This window comes from Variovorax monticola, assembly GCF_051216855.1.
In the GTDB taxonomy this organism is placed as follows: Bacteria; Pseudomonadota; Gammaproteobacteria; order Burkholderiales; family Burkholderiaceae_C; genus Variovorax.
Genome location: NZ_JBPJZP010000001.1, coordinates 1,156,677 through 1,173,878, shown reverse-complemented (window position 1 = coordinate 1,173,878; position 17,202 = coordinate 1,156,677). Strand labels below are relative to the sequence as shown.

At 68.6% G+C, this 17,202-nt stretch carries 16 protein-coding genes; 11 read left to right on the top strand and 5 right to left on the bottom strand.

The window, feature by feature from the left end:
* Positions 1-78: 78 nt before the first annotated feature.
* Both ACSFA5_RS05195 and ACSFA5_RS05190 read left to right on the top strand, forming a co-directional pair.
* Positions 79-2,250, top strand: coding sequence for a sensor histidine kinase (locus tag ACSFA5_RS05195; protein ID WP_435442943.1), 2,172 nt, complete (start codon positions 79-81; stop codon positions 2,248-2,250).
* Entirely contained in the window at positions 2,247-2,879 is a 633-nt protein-coding gene (locus tag ACSFA5_RS05190; RefSeq protein WP_435442942.1) for a response regulator transcription factor, read from the top strand. Before ACSFA5_RS05195 ends, ACSFA5_RS05190 begins: the two co-directional genes overlap by 4 nt.
* 25 nt (positions 2,880-2,904) lie before the next feature.
* Here the strand turns inward: ACSFA5_RS05190 and ACSFA5_RS05185 are convergent, their stop codons facing one another.
* Entirely contained in the window at positions 2,905-3,801 is an 897-nt protein-coding gene (locus tag ACSFA5_RS05185; protein WP_435442995.1) for a LysR family transcriptional regulator, read from the bottom strand.
* A 99-nt stretch (positions 3,802-3,900) separates the two neighbouring features.
* On the opposite strand from ACSFA5_RS05185, the gene ACSFA5_RS05180 reads away from it, so the two are divergent.
* Positions 3,901-4,767, top strand: coding sequence for an SDR family oxidoreductase (locus ACSFA5_RS05180; RefSeq protein ID WP_435442941.1), 867 nt, complete (start codon positions 3,901-3,903; stop codon positions 4,765-4,767).
* A 37-nt stretch (positions 4,768-4,804) separates the two neighbouring features.
* Entirely contained in the window at positions 4,805-5,479 is a 675-nt protein-coding gene (locus ACSFA5_RS05175) for an NAD(P)-dependent oxidoreductase (protein WP_435442940.1), read from the top strand.
* A 113-nt stretch (positions 5,480-5,592) separates the two neighbouring features.
* Here ACSFA5_RS05175 and ACSFA5_RS05170 read toward each other — a convergent pair whose 3' ends face one another.
* Positions 5,593-6,654: a PDDEXK nuclease domain-containing protein gene (locus tag ACSFA5_RS05170; protein WP_435442939.1), complete on the bottom strand. Its 1,062-nt coding sequence runs from the start codon at positions 6,652-6,654 to the stop codon at positions 5,593-5,595.
* A 227-nt stretch (positions 6,655-6,881) separates the two neighbouring features.
* Between ACSFA5_RS05170 and ACSFA5_RS05165 the strand changes: the two genes are divergently transcribed.
* The gene (locus tag ACSFA5_RS05165) at positions 6,882-8,219 is read left to right on the top strand and encodes an MFS family transporter (RefSeq protein WP_435442938.1); all 1,338 of its coding nucleotides are present in this window, start codon (positions 6,882-6,884) and stop codon (positions 8,217-8,219) included.
* Positions 8,220-8,234: 15 nt separating this feature from the next.
* Here ACSFA5_RS05165 and ACSFA5_RS05160 read toward each other — a convergent pair whose 3' ends face one another.
* On the bottom strand, positions 8,235-8,486 hold the full coding sequence (locus ACSFA5_RS05160) for a hypothetical protein (protein ID WP_435442937.1): 252 nt from the start codon (positions 8,484-8,486) through the stop codon (positions 8,235-8,237).
* A gap of 198 nt (positions 8,487-8,684) precedes the next feature.
* Here ACSFA5_RS05160 and glgX point away from each other — a divergent pair, with 198 nt between their 5' ends.
* From glgX to ACSFA5_RS05145, 3 genes are read left to right on the top strand one after another with little or no spacing between them, the layout of a single operon-like run.
* On the top strand, positions 8,685-10,814 hold the full coding sequence (glgX, locus tag ACSFA5_RS05155; RefSeq protein ID WP_435442936.1) for a glycogen debranching protein GlgX: 2,130 nt from the start codon (positions 8,685-8,687) through the stop codon (positions 10,812-10,814).
* A 60-nt stretch (positions 10,815-10,874) separates the two neighbouring features.
* On the top strand, positions 10,875-11,306 hold the full coding sequence (locus ACSFA5_RS05150; RefSeq protein ID WP_435442935.1) for a CopG family transcriptional regulator: 432 nt from the start codon (positions 10,875-10,877) through the stop codon (positions 11,304-11,306).
* A 32-nt stretch (positions 11,307-11,338) separates the two neighbouring features.
* Entirely contained in the window at positions 11,339-12,442 is a 1,104-nt protein-coding gene (locus tag ACSFA5_RS05145; protein WP_435442934.1) for an extracellular catalytic domain type 1 short-chain-length polyhydroxyalkanoate depolymerase, read from the top strand.
* A gap of 85 nt (positions 12,443-12,527) precedes the next feature.
* On the opposite strand, the gene ACSFA5_RS05140 is transcribed toward ACSFA5_RS05145, so the two are convergent.
* Positions 12,528-12,929: a hypothetical protein gene (locus tag ACSFA5_RS05140; protein ID WP_435442933.1), complete on the bottom strand. Its 402-nt coding sequence runs from the start codon at positions 12,927-12,929 to the stop codon at positions 12,528-12,530.
* 192 nt (positions 12,930-13,121) lie between these two features.
* Here ACSFA5_RS05140 and ACSFA5_RS05135 point away from each other — a divergent pair, with 192 nt between their 5' ends.
* Positions 13,122-13,937 (top strand): transglutaminase-like domain-containing protein, encoded by an 816-nt coding sequence (locus tag ACSFA5_RS05135; RefSeq protein ID WP_435442932.1) that lies wholly within the window; start codon positions 13,122-13,124, stop codon positions 13,935-13,937.
* On the opposite strand, the gene ACSFA5_RS05130 is transcribed toward ACSFA5_RS05135, so the two are convergent.
* Positions 13,934-14,908, bottom strand: a complete 975-nt coding sequence (locus ACSFA5_RS05130) for a ferritin-like domain-containing protein (protein ID WP_435442931.1) — start codon at positions 14,906-14,908, stop codon at positions 13,934-13,936. The two genes, ACSFA5_RS05135 and ACSFA5_RS05130, sit on opposite strands and share 4 nt — an antisense overlap.
* Positions 14,909-15,063: 155 nt before the next feature.
* On the opposite strand from ACSFA5_RS05130, the gene ACSFA5_RS05125 reads away from it, so the two are divergent.
* Together ACSFA5_RS05125 and pdxR are read left to right on the top strand one after the other, a co-directional pair.
* A complete protein-coding gene (locus ACSFA5_RS05125; RefSeq protein ID WP_435442930.1) occupies positions 15,064-15,612 on the top strand; it encodes an MOSC domain-containing protein in 549 nt (182 codons plus the stop codon).
* A 41-nt stretch (positions 15,613-15,653) separates the two neighbouring features.
* Positions 15,654-17,057 carry a MocR-like pyridoxine biosynthesis transcription factor PdxR gene (gene pdxR, locus ACSFA5_RS05120; RefSeq protein WP_435442929.1) on the top strand — a complete coding sequence of 468 codons (1,404 nt, stop codon included), beginning with the start codon at positions 15,654-15,656 and terminating at the stop codon, positions 17,055-17,057.
* Positions 17,058-17,202 lie beyond the last annotated feature (145 nt).

Below are 17,202 nucleotides of genomic sequence, written 5' to 3'. Positions count from 1 at the left end.
CATCGGCTCAAGGCTGCCGCTCATCGGGCCTGTCAGGGCAAAATCCCTGCTCGCCGCGCCGGTCGGCCTCCTTTCCCCATGCCGCCCACTTCGCCAGAACCGCCGATCATTCCGCGCCCGCGCGTGCGCCGTCGCACGCTGGCAGCCTGGGCCGCCGCCCTCTCCCTGGCCCTGCTGCTCATCGGCCTGGCCGCCCAATGGGCCGGCGTGCGCGAAGCCAGCTTCCAGGCCGACTCGATCCGCCGCGCCATGGAAGTCCACGTGCTGGGCCTGCGCGACTCGGCCGGCAAGTACAACTACCTGCCGTTCACCACCGGCCTGCACCCCGAAGTGCTGGCCGCGCTGGCCCAACCGCAAGACGCCGCCGTGCGGCAGCGCGCCAACCTCTACATCGAGGAGGTGAACCGACAGGCGGGCTCCGACGCGCTGTACCTCAGCGACCTGAACGGCACGACGCTGGCGGCCAGCAACTGGGCCACGCCGCAGAGCTTCGTGGGCGAGTCGTATGCCAACCGGCCCTACTTCATCGACGCGCGCGCGGGGCGCGGCGGCATGTTCTACGGCGTGGGCCAGACCACGGGCGAGCCGGGGCTGTTCATCTCGGCGCCGGTGCGCGCGGGCGGCAGCGAGGTGCTGGGGGTGGTCACCGTCAAGGTCAGCCTGCGCCAGCTGCAGGAGGCCTGGGCCTTCGTGCGCGACCCGATCCTGCTGACCGACGCGCGCGGCGTGGTGTTCCTGAGCTCGGTGCCGTCGTGGCTGTACCAGACCACGCGCGCCGTGGCGCCGGCCGAGCTCGAGCGCATGCGGCGCGACCAGCAATACGGCGCGCGCACCAGCTTCCCGCCCCTGCCGTGGAAGGTGGAGCGCAGCGACGGCCGACCGGGCTACCTGGTGCGCACCGACATCGCCGGCAAGCCGCGCCGCTTCCTGGCCGTCGACGAGCCCCTGCCCGACCTGGGCTGGACGCTCACCGTCATGGCCGACCACGCCGAGGTCACCCGCGCCCGCGAGCGCGCCTGGATGCTCGGCCTGCTGGGCGCCGGCGTGCTGCTGCTGGGCGGCCTGTACTGGCAATTGCGCGAGCGCCGTTTCGCCGAGCAGCGCGATGCGCGGCGCGACCTGGAGCTGCGCGTGCGCGAGCGCACCCACGCGCTGGACGAGGCGCACGCCTTTCGCAAGGCGATGGAAGACTCGCTGCTGGTCGGCATGCGCGCGCGCGACCGCGAAGGCCGCATCACCTACGTCAACCCGGCCTTCTGCGACATGACCGGGTACGGCGCCGACGAGCTGCTCGGCAAGCTGCCGCCCTACCCCTACTGGCACCCGAACGACGTCACGCAGCACTGGCAGCACTACGACGCCATGATGAGCGGCCAGCCCGCGCGCTCGGGCTTCGAGTCGCGCCTGCGGCACCGCGACGGGCACGAGGTGATCACCATGGTCTACACCGCGCCGCTGATCGACGCCGACGGCGCGCACAGCGGCTGGATGAGCTCGGTGGTCGACATCACCGAGCAGAAGCGCGCCGAGCTGCGCCAGCGCCAGAACGACGAGCAGCTGCAGCACGCGCAGCGCCTGGCCAGCCTGGGCGAGATGGCCTCCACCCTGGCCCACGAGCTGAACCAGCCGCTGATGGCGCTGAGCAATTTCGCGAGCGCGGCCAAGGCCTTCGCCGAACAGGGCAACCAGCAGCTGCTGGTGAGCAGCCTGGACGAAACCATGGCGCAGGCCCAGCGCAGCGCCGAGATCGTGCGGCGCATTCGCGGCTTCGTGCGCCAGCGGACCGTGGGCACCGAAGACTGCGCGGTAAGCGCGCTGGTGGCCAACGCGCTGGCGCTGCTGCAGGGCGAGATGCGCCAGCGGCAGGCACGCGCCGAGGTGCGCATGCCCGCCAGCCTGCCCCCGGTGCGCGGCGACCGCGTGCTGCTGGAGCAGGTGCTGCTGAACCTGCTATCCAACAGCCTGCAGGCGATGCAGGCCACGCCGGTGGCGCAGCGCCTGGTAGAAGTCGAGGCCGAACTGCTGGACGGCCGCGTGCACATCCGCGTGGCCGACCACGGCCCGGGCATCGACGCCGCGCTGGCCGAGCAGGTGTTCGCGCCCTTCTTCACCACCAAGGCCGGCGGGCTCGGGCTGGGCCTGAACATCTGCCGCACCATCGTGGAGGCCCACCGGGGCCGGCTGTCCTTCGCCGACCGTCCCGGCGGCGGCACCGTGTTCACCCTTGCGCTGGAGATCTCACCGACATGAACGCCGCCCATGCCATCCCCGTGCTGGCCAACAACCTCTGCGTGGTGGACGACGACGAGGCGGTGCGCCGCTCGCTGGGCCTGCTGCTGCTGTCGCGCGGCTACGCGGTGCAGACCTTCGCCTCGGGCGACGCCTTCCTGGCGGGCGCCGACCTGCAGCGTGCGGGCTGCGTCATCCTCGACCTGCGCATGGAGGGCATGAGCGGGCTGCAGGTGTTCGACGCGCTGCGCGCACAGGACAGCCCGCTGGTCGTCGTCTTCCTGTCCGGGCACGGCGACATTCCCATGGCGGTGGAGGCGGTACAGAACGGCGCCTTCGGCTGGCTGGAGAAGCCCTGCAACGACGCCCGGCTGCTCGACAGCATTGCCCGCGCCCTGCAGCAGGCCGGCGACATCGCCGTGCGCCGCCAGGCCCGCCAGGGCGCGCAGGCCCTGTGGGGCAAGCTCACCCCGCGCGAGATGCAGGTGGCCCGGCTGGTGGCCGAGGGCAAGCCCAACAAGCAGATCGCGCTGGAACTCGCGCCGCTGGAGCAGCGCACGGTGGAAACACATCGTGCGCACGTGTTCGCGAAGCTGGGGTTGTCGAACAGCCATCAGCTGGACAGGTTTTTGCGGGAGCATGGGCTGTAGGCTCCTGCGCGTTCTTCCGTGACTTTCAATCGATGAACGCCGCCAGTTCGTCGGGCGATCCCGTGGGAAATGCCTCTTTCAGAAAGTCCAGAAATACGGCGACGCGGGCGCTGAGCAACCTGCGCGACGGATACAGCGCCCACAGCGCAATCTCGGGCCCCTCGACGTCGCCCCAAAGCACCAACCGCCCTGCGGCCAGGTCGTGAGCGACCAGCGACAACGGCAGGCGCGCGGCCCCGACACCCGCTCTGACAGCGTCACGCACCATGAACAACGACGACAGGCGCAGCATGGGTTCCACGGCAATGCGCTTCGTGCCGCGCGCACCGGTCATCTCCCATGTCGAGTTCTGTTCCCATGCCTCGCCTCCACGCAGCACCACCGGTGCAGGCACGGCACCCTTGGGCCGCCCGAGCTCGGGGCTTGCAACCACGACGAGCCGATCCCGCAGAAAGATGCGCCCCACCAGCCGCGCATCGGGGTCGGGGTTCACGCGAATCACCAGGTCGTAACCCTCTTCCACCATGTCGACCGCCCGGTCCTCGGTCGTGACCTCGAGCCGGACGTCGCCGTACTTCACGGCGAACCGGGCGGCGAGCTTGCCCATCGCGGCTTGCGAGAAGAGCAGCGGCGCACTCACCCTCAACCTGCCGCGCGGCGCCCCGCCGCCCGACGCGATGGCCGCCGCGGTCTCGTCGATTTCGGTCAGCAGCACCGTGGTCCGCTCGTACAGCGCGCGCCCCTCCTCGGTGAGCTTCAGGGTGCGCGCGCCCCGCTCGAACAGGCGCAGGTTCAGCCCGCGTTCCAGGTCGGCGACCCGGCGCGACAGCGTCGCCTTCGGCCGCCCGGACTCGCGGGCAGCGCGCCCGAAGCCGCCGTGACGCGCCACGAGGTTGAAGTCGGCAAGGGCGAGAAAGTCCACGTGTTCCATCAGTGAGACAAGGTGTCCAAATATAGGGTCTATCGGTCCGCTCCTGGAACTTTGAAGATCGAGGCTCCTTCAACGAACCGGAGCAATTTCATGACCATCCTCATCACCGGCGCCAGCGGCAACATCGGCCGCCAGGTCGTCCAGCAACTCGTCGACCGCGGTGCCCCCGTGCGCGCACTGGTGCGCGATCCGTCCAAGGCCACCTTCCCCGAAAGTGTCGAGGTCGTGCAGGGCGACCTGCTGGACGTGGCCGCGCTGCGAAGCGCCCTGGCAGGTGTCTCCACCCTGTTCCTGCTCAACGGCGTGGTGCCGGACGAGTTCACCCAGGCCCTGGTCACGCTCAACCTGGCGCGCGACGCAGGGGTAGAGCGCGTCGTCTACCTGTCGGTGATTCACAGCGACAAGTACCTGAACGTTCCCCACTTCGCGGGCAAGTTCGGGGTGGAGCGCATGCTCGAGCAGATGGGCCTCGGCGCCACCATCCTGCGGCCGGCCTACTTCATGCAGAACGACCTCACGGTCAAGGATGTGGTGCTCGGGCACGGCGTCTATCCGATGCCGATCGGCGCCAAGGGGCTCGCGATGATCGACACGCGCGACCTTGCGGAGATCGCCGCCGTCGAACTGCTGGCGCGCGAGGCGTCGAAGCCGCTGCCGCTCAAGCGCATCAACCTGGTCGGCCCCGACACGCTGACGGGCGCCGACGTCGCCGGCATCTGGTCGGACGTGTCGGGTCGCCCGGTCGCCTATGGCGGCGACGACACCGCCGCCTTCGAGAAGAGCCTGCTGAACTTCATGCCGGGATGGATGGCCTACGACATGCGCCTCATGACCGAACGCTTCCTGTCGGACGGAATGACGCCGCAGGCCGGTGACGTGGAACGGCTGACGACGCTGCTGGGACGCCCCCTGCGCTCGTACCGCGATTTCGCTTCCGAGGTCTGCGCCTCAGCCTGAGCGCCGGGCCCGGCAACGTCAACGAAAGGAGCCCCTCATGAGCTATTCGAACCCCACCGCCACGTTCACCGTGCCGACCCGCAAGAAAGTCCTGGTTCTCGGTGCCACCGGCGGCACGGGCCGGCTCATCGTCAAGCAGGCGCTTGCACGCGGGCATGACGTGCACGCCCTGGTGCGCTCGCCAGAGAAGGCGACAGGCCTGGAGGGCGCGACGGTCACCGTCGGGGACGCTCGTGACGAAGCTGCGTTGCGCCACGCCCTGAAGGGCAGGGACGCCGTCGTCAGTGCGTTGGGTACGCCGGCCAGCCCGTTCCGGGAGGTGAGGCTTCTTTCCGACGCAACGCGTGCCCTCGTCGGCGCCATGCGGGCCGAAGGCGTGCAACGGCTGGTCGGCATCACCGGCATGGGGGCTGGCGACAGCGCCGGGCACGGAGGGTTCTTTTTCGATCGGCTGATTTTTCCCGCGCTCTTGCGCAAGGTCTATGCCGACAAGAACCGGCAGGAAGCGCTCGTCCGGAACAGCGGGCTGGACTGGGTGTTGGTGCGGCCTTCGGTGCTCAACGACAAGGCCTCCGGGCCCGTGGTTCGCGCCCTCACGGATCTCTCCGGCTTCCACGGGGGGACCATTGCGAGGGCGGACGCGGCAAGCTTCGTTCTGGACCAGGTGAGCAGCGATGCCTGGCTGCACCGGTCGCCGCTGATTTCCTGGTGAGGGATGAGGGCTGCTTCTTGCCGGCTATCGCCTGTCACGGCGCACACCAAAGGACTGGAGGCGTGCGGACGGACGCGCGAAAGCAGTTTCGGAGCAAGCGCGTCACGGCATGCTCACTCACCCGACGACTTGCCGGGCGCCGAGGCCGTGAGGCCGTAAAACTCGTGCAGCTTGGCCGCGAGCAACTGTTTGTCAGGCAGTTGCGTCTGGTACTGCGCCACGAGCGCCGGTGACAGCGTGCGGCTCAGCGCGTACTCGACGACTTCGTTGTCTTTGGAGGCGCAGAGCAAGACGCCGAGGGCGGGGTTCTCGTGGGGCTTGCGGACATCGCGGTCCAACGCCTCGAGGTAGAAGTTCAGTTTGCCAAGGTGCTCGGGCTCGAAGCGTTCGACCTTCAACTCGATGGCCACCAGGCAGTTCAAGCCGCGGTGGAAAAACAGCAGATCCAGTGCAAAGTCGCGCCCGCCCACCTGCAGCGGGAATTCCGAACCGACGAAGCAAAAATCCCGTCCCAACTCGATGAGAAACCTGCGCAGTTGGGCCAGCAAGCCGCGGTGAAGATCTGCTTCGGTGTGCACTGCGGGCAAGTCCAGAAATTCGAGCGCATAAGCGTCCTTGAACAGGTCCGCTCCCGCCTGCCCGTGGAGTTGTGTCACCGCCGGTGACACCTGAGCTGGGGCCAGCAAGGCCTGCTCGAAAGCTGCCAGGCGCAACTGTCGCTCGAGTTCGCGTTTGCCCCAGCGCTCCTGAATGGCCAGGCGCAGATAGAACTCGCGTTCTTCGGCACGTTTGGACTGGCTCAGGATGATCAGGTTGTGCGTCCACGGCAGTTGTGTCACCAGCGGTGTCACTTTCTCGTCTCCGCGATAGACCTCGTAGAACTGGCGCATCCGAAACAGATTGCGGCGTGTGAACCCCCGCTGGCCCGGCAGCGTGCGCGCAAGATGCTCGGCCAGGCGCTCAACGACGCCTTCGCCCCAAACCGCTGCCTCGAGCTTGGCGCTGATGTAGCGCCCTATTTCCCAGTAGAGGGCCACCAATTCGGTGTTGACCGCCTGGTAAGCGCGCTGGCGCGCCTGTTCGATGAGATCCACAACCTCCGCGAAAGACGCTTCGATGGTTTTCAGCCCAGCGGCGGCCGGCTGCGGGACGGGAGGCGTTGGACGAGACGGCATGCCTGTGAGCCTACCAAACGCCTCCTGTGGTCGCGCTTCCGTCCAAGCGCTCCTGCAATTCCTTCTAAGTATTTACCCTTGCGTACCGATACGCAGCCACGCCGCGGCCAGCTACGGACGACAGCGCCGCCCTTGGCCGCCAGACTCGCCGGCACGGCTCCACGCCACCCCGGAAGGGGCGTGGCAGACCCGAGCCAGAGATGCAAGAGACGACAAGGACTCCTCCCATGACCACCATCGCCACCACCGGCAGCGCCATCGCGGACACCTCCGACGACAACGCCACGCCCTACACCTTCGAAGAAAAACGCAAGCGCATCTTCGCCATCTTTGCCGCATCGTCGGGCAACCTGGTCGAATGGTTCGACTTCTACGTCTACGCGTTCTGCGCCATCTACTTCGCGCCGGCGTTCTTTCCCAAGTCCGACCCGACGGTGCAGCTGCTGAATACGGCCGGCGTGTTCGCCGCCGGCTTCCTGATGCGCCCGGTGGGCGGCTGGCTGTTCGGCCGGCTGGCCGACCGCAAGGGCCGCAAGACCTCGATGGTGGTCTCGGTCACCATGATGTGCGTGGGCTCGCTGATCATTGCCTGCCTGCCCACCTACGCGCAAATAGGCGCCGCCGCGCCCGCGCTGCTGCTGGCCGCACGGCTGCTGCAGGGCCTGTCGGTCGGCGGCGAGTACGGCACCACCGCCACCTACATGAGCGAGGTGGCCATGCGCGGCCAGCGCGGCTTCTTCTCATCGTTCCAGTACGTCACGCTCATCGGCGGCCAGCTGCTGGCCGTGGTGGTCGTGGTGGTGCTGCAGCAGGTGCTGGACGAATCGGAGCTCAGGCGCTGGGGCTGGCGCATTCCCTTCGTGCTGGGCGCCCTGGCGGCCGTGGTCGCGCTGATGCTTCGCCGCACGCTCACCGAGACCGCCAGCAACAAGACCCGCGCCGCCAAGGGCGCCGGCACCATGCGCGAACTGTTCACGCACCACAAGCGCGCCTTCCTCGTGGTGCTGGGCTACACGGCCGGCGGCTCGCTGATCTTCTACACCTTCACCACCTACATGCAGAAGTACCTGGTGAACTCGGCCGGCATGTCGATCAAGACCGCCAGCAACGTGATGACCGCGTGCCTGTTCATCTACATGTGCATGCAGCCGCTGTTCGGCGCGCTGTCGGACCGCATCGGACGCCGCACCAACATGCTGCTGTTCGGCGCGCTGGGCGCGCTGATGACGGTGCCGGTGCTGAGCAACCTGCAGAACGTCGGCAGCCCGCTGATGGCGGGCGTGCTGATCACCGTGGCGCTGGCGGTGGTGAGCTTCTACACCTCGATCAGCGGCATCGTGAAGGCCGAGATGTTTCCGCCCGAAGTGCGCGCGCTGGGCGTGGGTCTGTCGTACGCGGTGGGCAACGCGATCTTCGGCGGCAGCGCGGAATACGTGGCGCTGGGACTGAAGTCGATCGGCCACGAGTCGTACTTCTACTGGTACGTGACGGCGATGATGGCCGTGGCGTTCCTGGTGAGCCTGCTGCTGCCCAAGCAGGCGAGCTACCTGCACCACGACAAGTAGGAATTTCAGGGCATTTCAGGGCATGTCGGCGCGCCCTTTGGCGAGCCGGCCGGCGACCAGACCGGCCAGCACGCCTCCCAGGATGGCGCCACCGAAGGGAAGACGGCCTGCCGCCCATCCCGCCAACGCGCCGGCACATGCGCCTGCGAACGCCCAGGCCCACACCGAACGCTGCCGCGCATAAGGGCGCGAAGGCTTCTGGGCCCACAGGCCGTTGGCCACCAGCCAACCGATGGCGATCAGCCACAAGATCACGGTCGTGAACAAACTCGTACTCCCTGGTCGGCACGGCGCCGGCCTTGTTCAAAGGGTAACCGGGCGGCCTTTCAAAACGCGTTCATCGGCGAGGACATCCGGCGGGATGGGCGCGCCGCCTACGCGCGGCTGCGCCAATTGCTGCCGGGGCCGGGCGCGGGGCCATGGGAACTTCGTCGTTCCTTCATGCAACCCCCTCCACGCCCACCTATGGCCGACACATCTCCCGTTCCGCAGCCCCTGACGGTGCTGGAAGGAACCTCTCACCCGCTCGGCTCGACCTTCACGGGCGACGGCGTCAATTTCGCCGTGTTCTCGGCCCATGCCACGCAGGTGCAGGTCTGCATCTTCGACGAGGCCGGCACCACGCAGATCGGCTGCGTCACGCTGCCCGAATACACCGACGAGGTGTGGCACGGCTTCGTGCCCGGCCTGCAGCCCGGCGCGCGCTACGGCCTGCGCGTGCACGGCCCCTACGAGCCCGAGAAGGGCCACCGCTTCAACCACCACAAGCTGCTGCTCGACCCCTACGCCAAGGCGCACATGGGCGAGCTGAAGTGGGGACCCGAGGTGTTCGGCTACACCGTGGGCCACGAAGACGGCGACCTGAGCTTCGACGAACGCGACAGCGCGCCCTTCGTGCCCAAGTGCGTCGTGGTCGATTCGCGCTTCGAGTGGACGCAGACCGACGCGCTGCGCGTGCCGTGGAAGGAGACCGTGTTCTACGAAACCCACGTGCGCGGCTTCACCATGAAGCACCCCAAGGTGCCCGAGCAGTTTCGCGGCACCTTCGCCGGCATGGCGCGTGACGAGGTGCTGGCGCCCATTCGCGCGCTGGGCGTGACCAGCGTGGAGCTGCTGCCGGTGCAGATGTTCCTGAACCAGTCGTCGCTGCTGGAGAAGGGCCTGACCAACTTCTGGGGCTACGACACCATCGGCTTCTTCGCGCTCGACCCGCGCTACATGGACGGCCCGCACATCGACGAGTTCAAGCACATGGTCGACCGCTTCCATGCGCACGGGCTCGAAGTGATCCTGGACGTGGTCTACAACCACACGCCCGAAGGCAACGAGCTCGGCCCGACCATCTCCTTCAAGGGCATCGACAACGCCAGCTACTACCGGCTGCTGCCCGACACGCCGCGCTACTACATCAACGACACGGGCACCGGCAACACGGTGAACCTGAGCCATCCGCGCGTGCTGCAGATGGTGATGGACAGCCTGCGCTACTGGGTGACGGAAATGCGCGTGGACGGCTTCCGCTTCGACCTGGCGACCATCCTGGCGCGCGAGCCGCACGGCTTCGACGAAGGCGGCGGCTTCCTCAAGAGCTGCCGGCAGGACCCGGTGCTCTCCAGCGTGAAGCTGGTGGCCGAGCCGTGGGACATCGGCCCCGGCGGTTACCAGGTCGGCGGCTTTCCGCCCGGCTGGGCCGAATGGAACGACCAGTTCCGCGACACGGTGCGCGCCTACTGGAAGGGCGACGAAGGCATGGCCGGCAAGCTGGCGCAATGCCTGACCGCGAGCGGCGAGCGCTTCAACCAGCGCGGGCGCCGCCCCTGGGTCAGCGTGAACTTCATCAGCGCGCACGACGGCTTCACGCTGGCGGACACGGTGAGCTACAACGAGAAGCACAACGACGCCAACGGCGAGGACAACCGCGACGGCCACTCGGACAACCGCTCGTGGAACTGCGGCGTCGAAGGCCCGACCGACGACGAGCAAGTGCTGGCGCTGCGTGCACGCCAGCAGCGCAACCAGCTCGCCACGCTGATGCTGTCGCAGGGCACACCCATGCTGCTGGCGGGCGACGAGTTCGGCCGCACGCAGCAGGGCAACAACAACGCGTACTGCCAGGACAGCGAGATCTCGTGGGTGGACTGGACCACGGCCGAGGGCGAAGCCGGGCGCGCGCTGGCCGATTTCTCGGCGCGGCTGCTGGCGCTGCGCAAGGAGCTGCCCGTGCTGCGGCGCAACCGCTTCCTGGCCGGCGCCTTCTTCGAGGACATCGGCGTGAAGGACTCGATCTGGTTCACGCCGGCAGGCGAGGAAATGCAGGCACCCCATTGGGAAGATCCGCAGACCCGCTCGTTCGCGCTGCTGCTGGACGGCCGTGCGCCCGCCTCGGCGATTCCGGTCGAGGCGCACGACGCCAGTGTGCTGCTGGTGTTCAACGCCTGGCAGGACGCCGTGCCCTTCACGCTGCCGGCCCCGCCCGCGGGTCCATGGACGCTGAAGATCGACACGGCCGATCCGGCCCTGGGCGCGGACGATGCAATGACAAGGGACGAATACCTCGCGACCGGCCGCTCGGTGCTGGTGTTCACCAGCCGCTAAGCCCGGCGGCCTTACAAAACCATCCCTCTACCATCCATGCAGATGGTGATAGGATGGCTCATGCCAGCCAAGAACCCTCCGCCCCCCGCCGCCCCGCCGGTCAAGACGCCCGAGTCCGAGAAGATCACCATCAACATGGGCTTCGTCGACCTGGGCCACATCGACCTGCTGGTGGCCGAGGGCTTCTATTCGAACCGCACGGACTTCATTCGCACGGCCATTCGCACCCACCTGGCGTCGCACGCCGACGTTCTGCGCCAGGCGGTGTCGCGCAAGACGCTGGTGCTGGGGCTGCAGAGCTTTTCTGTGGCAGACCTCGAAGCCGTGCACGCCGCGGGCGAAACGCTGCAGGTGCGCGTGCTCGGCCTCGCGGTCATCGCGCCCGACGTGAGCCCCGCGCTCGCGAGCGCAACCATCGACTCGCTCACCGTGCTCGGCGCGCTTCACGCGTCACCCGCCGTCAAGGCCGCGCTGGCCGGCCGCATCCGTTGACCTGTCAGCCACCACCACCTGGGCCACTTCCAATGAATCCACTTTTCGCCGGCCTCATGAAAGAGGCGGCCGACCTCACGCGCCACGGCCGGCTGGCCGAAGCCACCGAGGCGATCCAGCGTGCGTTGCGCGGCGGCGGCGCCGACGCGCAACCGGCATCGCAAGCACCGGTCGCCGATGCCGACGTGATCGACATCGAGGCACGCGTGATCGAGACTGAACGCGCCACGCCTGCGACCTCACCCTCTTGCACGCCCTCACCTTCCCCGCACGAGCCCCAAGGCGCCGACCAGTGGACCCCCGGCAGCTTCGCGCACCAGGGCCGCACGGTCGACTACATGCTCTTCGTGCCCGCGAGCGCTGCCGGACAGCCCGCTACGCCGCGCCCGTTGGTACTCATGCTGCACGGCTGCACGCAGAACGCCGCGGACTTCGCGGCGGGCACGCGCATGAACGAGCACGCACGAAAAAGCGGCGCGATCGTGCTCTACCCCGAGCAACCGCTGCGCGAGCACGGCCAGAAATGCTGGAACTGGTTCAAGCCCCAGCACCAGCAGCGCGGCAAGGGCGAGCCCGCCTTGCTGGCGGCGCTCACCCTGCACATCGCCGAGCAGCAACACGCAGACCGCTCGCGGCTCTACGTGGCGGGCCTGTCGGCCGGCGGCGCCATGGCGGATGTGATGGGCCACTGCTATCCGGACATCTACGCCGCCGTCGGCGTGCATTCGGGGCTGCCGCATGGCGCGGCGCACGACATGATGTCGGCGCTGAACGCGATGCGAACCGGCGCCGCGCCCGCGCGCGCCGCCGCAGGCACGACCGCTCCGCCCACCATCGTGTTCCACGGCGACGCGGACACGACCGTGCATGCGAGCAACGGATTGGCCATCGTGGCAGGTGCAGCGCGGGGAGAGGTCAGCGAAGGCAGTTCCGCGTCGGGGCGGCGCTTCACGCGAACGCAGTACCCGCCGTGCGCAGGCCACGCAGATGCAGAGCACTGGCGTCTTCATGCGGCCGGCCATGCCTGGTCGGGCGGCAGCGCGCAGGGCAGCTACACCCAGCCCGACGGCGTCGATGCCAGCGGCGAAATGCTTCGTTTCTTCCTGGCGCATCGCCTGGACACCGCAGCGAAATAAGCACCGAAATAAGCACCGAATAAGCAAGAAAAAGAGGACGAGAAAAAGGGCGCCGCCGGCGCCCTCTTCTCCAAGCTGAAAGCGCTTAGCCCTTCATTGCCTTGATGCTGGCCTTGGCCTTGTCATGGTCGGCCTTGGCCTGGTTCACGCAAGCGCTCTTGGCGTCACCCGACTGGTCGTCGCACTTTTCCTTGGCCACTTCGTAGTTCATGGTGGCGGTTTCTTCCGCGACCTTCTTGGCGTGGCCGGCGGTGGGCTTGTAGTCCTGTTCGAGCTGGGCCTTGGCGACGTTCTCGGTGCCCTTGGCTTCCTTCTCGCACACGTCCTTGGCGTTGTCCTTCAGCGTGTCGCACTTGGCCTTGGCGACCTTGTAGTCGGCCGAGATCTTTTCCTTGGCGACGTTGTATTCGTCCTTGGTCAGGGCGTTGGCGGCGGTCATGACGAAGCAGCTGGAAGCGATGGCCAGAACGAGAAGATGTTTTTTCATGGGAAGTCCCTCAGAGGTTGAATGATCTTTTGGCGCCGCCCTTTGCGGCTCCGGTGAATGCAATGTACGAAGGCCAGAATCGCCAGCGGGTAGGACGACACCCATCCCACGTCTAGGCTGCCGCCACACGCCTTCGCAGGTGAGTGGCGCGGCCCTTGCATGACTGACAAACCAACCCTGGAGGAATTCGCCATGAGGCTTCACGCCACCTGCAAGATGACCGTCACCGCCAGCGCCGACTGCCCTGTGGTCGCCATGCTTCGCCCGCGCAGCGGCGAGGCGCAATGGATGGTCAGCGAGCGCTACGAACTGCACCCCTGGGTGCCGACCACCGAGTACGTCGACAACTACGGCAACCTGTGCCAGCGCCTGAAGATCCCGCAGGGCGAGATGCGCATCGAGGTCGACATGATCATGGAGGCCGACGCCGACATCGCGGTGGCGCCCGACGCAGGGGCCGTGCCGGTGGAAGACCTGCCCTTCGACGCGCTGCAGTACCTGCTGCAAAGCCGCTACTGCCCGTCCGACAAGATGGGCGAGCGCGCGCAACAGGTTGCCGGCGACGCAATGCCGGGCTATGCCCAGGTGGAGGCGATTCGCAGCTGGGTCCACGCGAACCTCGAATACAGGTACGGCGTGAGCAACGGCTCCACCGACGCGCTGGACACCTTGAACGACGGCGCGGGCGTGTGCCGCGATTTCTCGCACGTCGCCATCGGCATGTGCCGTGCGCTGCGCATTCCCGCAAGGCTGGTGGTGGGCTACCTGTACCAGCTCGACCCCATGGACATGCACGCCTGGTTCGAGGCTTTCGTGGGCGGGCGCTGGTACACCTTCGACGCCACGCAGGCCCAGCCGCGCGGCGGGCGCATCGTGGTGGCCTACGGCCGCGATGCGGCGGACGTGGCCTTTCTCTCCAACTACGGCCCGCTGGAAATGGGTGAAATGACGGTCACGGTGGACGAGGTCCGTGCCGGCACCACCCAGGTTGCGCTGATGCCAACTTAGGCGCGGGCCGCCCTTGCCGCGTTGCGCAGGTCACGAATCTGGTCGTGGTTGCGCTGCGCGGCCTGCGCCTGCGCTTGCACGACCTGCCGCACGCCCTGCGGCAGTTGCGCCTTCAAGGCCTTGCGGTAGCGCGCCACGGCAGCGTCTTCTCCGCGCTCGCATTCCTCCAGGATCGACAGCTCGCTGTTCGCGCCCACCGCGCCTTTGACATGCACCCAGCCACGGTGCAGTGCGCCCGAAGCCGTACCGCCTTCGGCGGGCTTGCCGCCATAAGTGACGATCACCTGCGAGAGCTGGGCAGCGGCCTCGCGGCATTGCGCGGCGCGCGTCGTGAACACTTCCTTCAGCCGCGCCGACTCCACTTCCTCCGCACAGGTGCGAAAGCCCGCCTCGCCGTCGCGCGTGTTCTCGAGCACGTCGTTCAGCACGTCGACCACTTCGTCGTTGGAAAGCGGATCGCCTTCGGGGAACGACATGTCTTCTTCACGCATGTAGAGCCTGTCGGCCCGCTCCCAGGCGGCGTGCGAGGCCGGGCGTGCCTGGTCCCATGAGAGCGACGAGGCACCGCGGCGCGCCTCCCACTCGCGGGCGAGCGCGGGCTCGACGGCGGCAAAGTCTTCGTCCGCCACCGCGCGGCGGTTCCAGCCGAGCTCGTAGGCCGGCGCGTAGTGCTCGTAGCTCAGGCCGGGTTCGTAGTAGGGCTCGCGGGTGAACGAGCCTTCCCAATGGCTGTGTTCCGCGGTCGGGTTGATGCGCTCCGCCACGGCCTTGCCGCCCAGGCCGCCGACGACGGCGCCCACGAGCATGCCGGCCACCGCGCCGGCCGGGCCGCCGATGGCACCCACGGCGGCACCGGCGACAGCACCGCCCGTGGCGCCTGCACCGGTACCGACCGGGTGCGCGCCCGGCTCGCCGGTGATCGGGTCCAGGTGAAGGTCGTCGCGGTCGGTGGTGTTCTTGAGTTGGGTCATGGTGATTCCTTGCGAAGAATGGATGAACGCCCGGTCTGGTTTGTTCGGGTTGTTTGACCACCATGGTTCGCCGCCGGCAGCGCACGCAAGGTCGGCGACCGGCGCGGTGTGCTGTAGTCCATTCCGTCGAGCGCGGCGGTGCAGAATCCGGGCGCATGAATTCACTTCCGGTCGTCGCCAGCGTCCACCTGAGCCCGGTGCACAAGTTCAGCAAGCCCGCGCAGCTGGGCATCCGGCTGCTGCAGGGGCTGGGCGTGGAAGGCGATGCACATTGCGGCGCCACCGTGCAGCACCGGTACGACAAGAGCCGCCGCCCGACAAGCCCCAACCTGCGCCAGGTTCACCTGATCCAGGGCGAGCTGCTCGACGAACTCCAGGCCGAAGGCTTCCGGGTGCACCCCGGCGAGCTGGGCGAGAACCTGTCGACGCGCGGCATCGACCTGACGGTGCTGCCCACCGGCACCCGGTTGCTGCTGGGCGACGAAGCCGTCGTCGAGCTCACCGGCCTGCGCAACCCCTGTGTCTACATCGAGCGGTTCCAGGCCGGCCTGCTGGCGCAGATGCGCATCAGGCGTCCGGGTGCGTCCGCGAGCGTGCGGGCCGGCGTGATGGGCGTCGTGGTGCATGGTGGCCACGTGGGCGCGGGTGATGCCATCGGGGTCGAGCATCCGGGCAAACCGTGGCGGGCGCTGAAGCCGGTCTGACCCGCGCAGCCGCCGAGGCACAGGCCGATACCATCGCCCGCATGCCCGACCTGCAAATACCGATCCAGCGCGGCGCGCGCGAGCCGATCGCCGTGCAGATCAGCGCGGGCCTGCGCGCCGCCCTGCGCGACGGACGCCTGGCACCGGGCGCGCGCCTGCCGTCGTGGCGCGACTTCGCGGCGCAGCTTGGCGTCGCGCGCGGCACGGTGCGCCTGGCCTACGAACGGCTGATCGACGAAGGGCTGGTCGTCGCCCTGGGCGCGGCCGGCACGCGCGTCGTGCAACGGCCGCCGCCGGCGCACGTGCCGCCCACGCCGGGGGAAGGGTCCGTCGTCGACGACTTCACCACCTTTCCCTCGGCCGCCTCGGTGTTCCAGATGGGCGTGCCCGCGCACGACGCTTTTCCCGCGCAGGTGTGGTCGCGCACGGTGGCACGCGCGGTGCGCGCCGCGGCCGGCGCGCCGCAGGTGTACCCCGACCCGCGCGGGCTGCCCGCGTTGCGCGCGGAAATAGCGGCGCACCTGGTCATCGCGCGCGGCCTTTCGTGCCAGCCGTCGCAGGTGTTCGTGTCCACGGGCTACGCCGGGGCGCTGTCGCTGGCCGTGCACGCGCTCGGCCTGTCGGGCGGCGCGGCGTGGGTGGAAGACCCGGGCTATCCGCTGGCGCGCCGCGCGCTGGGCCTGCTGGGCATCGCGGCGGTGCCGGTGCCTGTCGACGCCGAGGGGCTCGACGTGGCCTGGGGCATCGCACGCGCGCCGCAGGCCGCGCTCGCGCTGGTCACGCCGGGACAGCAGGCGCCGCTGGGCGTGGCGCTGTCGCCGCGGCGGCGCCTGGCGCTGCTCGGCTGGGCCGCGCGCTCCAAAGGCTGGATCGTCGAGGACGACTACCTCGGCGAACTGCAGCTGCAGGGCCGCGCCGTGCCCGCGCTGGGCGCACACGACCCGGCCGCGCGCGTGCTGCACATCGGCTCGTTCAGCAAGACGCTCAGCCCGACGCTGCGGCTCGGCTTTCTGGTGGTGCCGCCGGGCGAGGTGCAGCGTTTCACGCGCGCCGCCGCGGTGCTGTCGCCGGCGTCTTCACCGCTCGCACAAAGCGCGCTGGCCGAGTTCATGCGCGAGGGGCACTACCTGCGGCACCTGCGGCGCATGAAGCGCCTGTACCTGTCGCGCCGCGACGCACTGACCGCCGCGCTCGACGCGATGTCGGCTACCTACATCCGGGCGGGCCTCGCGGTGCTGCTGCGGCTGCCGCCGGGCCTGCACGACGACGTGGCGCTGGTGCAGGCGGCGCGGGCGCACGACCTGTCGCCCACGCCGCTGTCGCCGTGGTACGCCGTGCCCGGCCCCGAGCGCGCGGGCCTGCTGCTGGGCGTGACCAACCTGCACGAAGACAGCGCCCGCGCAACCTGCGAACGGCTGATGCGGCTGATCGAGCGGCACGGCTGACGCGGCCAGGGTGCGGTCAGGGTGTGGCCAGGGTGCGGCCCGGCGCCGCGCATGGTGCAGTGAATCGTGCAGTTCTTGGGTCTACCGCGCGCGGGCCGCGGTCCGCAAAATTCCTTCATGCGCCCCACTCTGATGAAGGACACGG

Excerpts from the sequence above, each read along its gene's own strand:
- ACSFA5_RS05170 (WP_435442939.1), bottom strand. The coding sequence starts at position 6,654 with ATGCCGTCTCGTCCAACGCCTCCCGTCCCGCAGCCGGCCGCCGCTGGG.
- ACSFA5_RS05150 (WP_435442935.1), top strand. The coding sequence starts at position 10,875 with ATGCCAGCCAAGAACCCTCCGCCCCCCGCCGCCCCGCCGGTCAAGACG.
- ACSFA5_RS05175 (WP_435442940.1), top strand. The coding sequence starts at position 4,805 with ATGAGCTATTCGAACCCCACCGCCACGTTCACCGTGCCGACCCGCAAG.
- ACSFA5_RS05165 (WP_435442938.1), top strand. The coding sequence starts at position 6,882 with ATGACCACCATCGCCACCACCGGCAGCGCCATCGCGGACACCTCCGAC.
- ACSFA5_RS05140 (WP_435442933.1), bottom strand. The coding sequence starts at position 12,929 with ATGAAAAAACATCTTCTCGTTCTGGCCATCGCTTCCAGCTGCTTCGTC.
- ACSFA5_RS05125 (WP_435442930.1), top strand. The coding sequence starts at position 15,064 with ATGAATTCACTTCCGGTCGTCGCCAGCGTCCACCTGAGCCCGGTGCAC.
- ACSFA5_RS05180 (WP_435442941.1), top strand. The coding sequence starts at position 3,901 with ATGACCATCCTCATCACCGGCGCCAGCGGCAACATCGGCCGCCAGGTC.
- ACSFA5_RS05195 (WP_435442943.1), top strand. The coding sequence starts at position 79 with ATGCCGCCCACTTCGCCAGAACCGCCGATCATTCCGCGCCCGCGCGTG.
- glgX (WP_435442936.1), top strand. The coding sequence starts at position 8,685 with ATGGCCGACACATCTCCCGTTCCGCAGCCCCTGACGGTGCTGGAAGGA.
- ACSFA5_RS05190 (WP_435442942.1), top strand. The coding sequence starts at position 2,247 with ATGAACGCCGCCCATGCCATCCCCGTGCTGGCCAACAACCTCTGCGTG.
- ACSFA5_RS05130 (WP_435442931.1), bottom strand. The coding sequence starts at position 14,908 with ATGACCCAACTCAAGAACACCACCGACCGCGACGACCTTCACCTGGAC.
- ACSFA5_RS05135 (WP_435442932.1), top strand. The coding sequence starts at position 13,122 with ATGAGGCTTCACGCCACCTGCAAGATGACCGTCACCGCCAGCGCCGAC.
- pdxR (WP_435442929.1), top strand. The coding sequence starts at position 15,654 with ATGCCCGACCTGCAAATACCGATCCAGCGCGGCGCGCGCGAGCCGATC.
- ACSFA5_RS05145 (WP_435442934.1), top strand. The coding sequence starts at position 11,339 with ATGAATCCACTTTTCGCCGGCCTCATGAAAGAGGCGGCCGACCTCACG.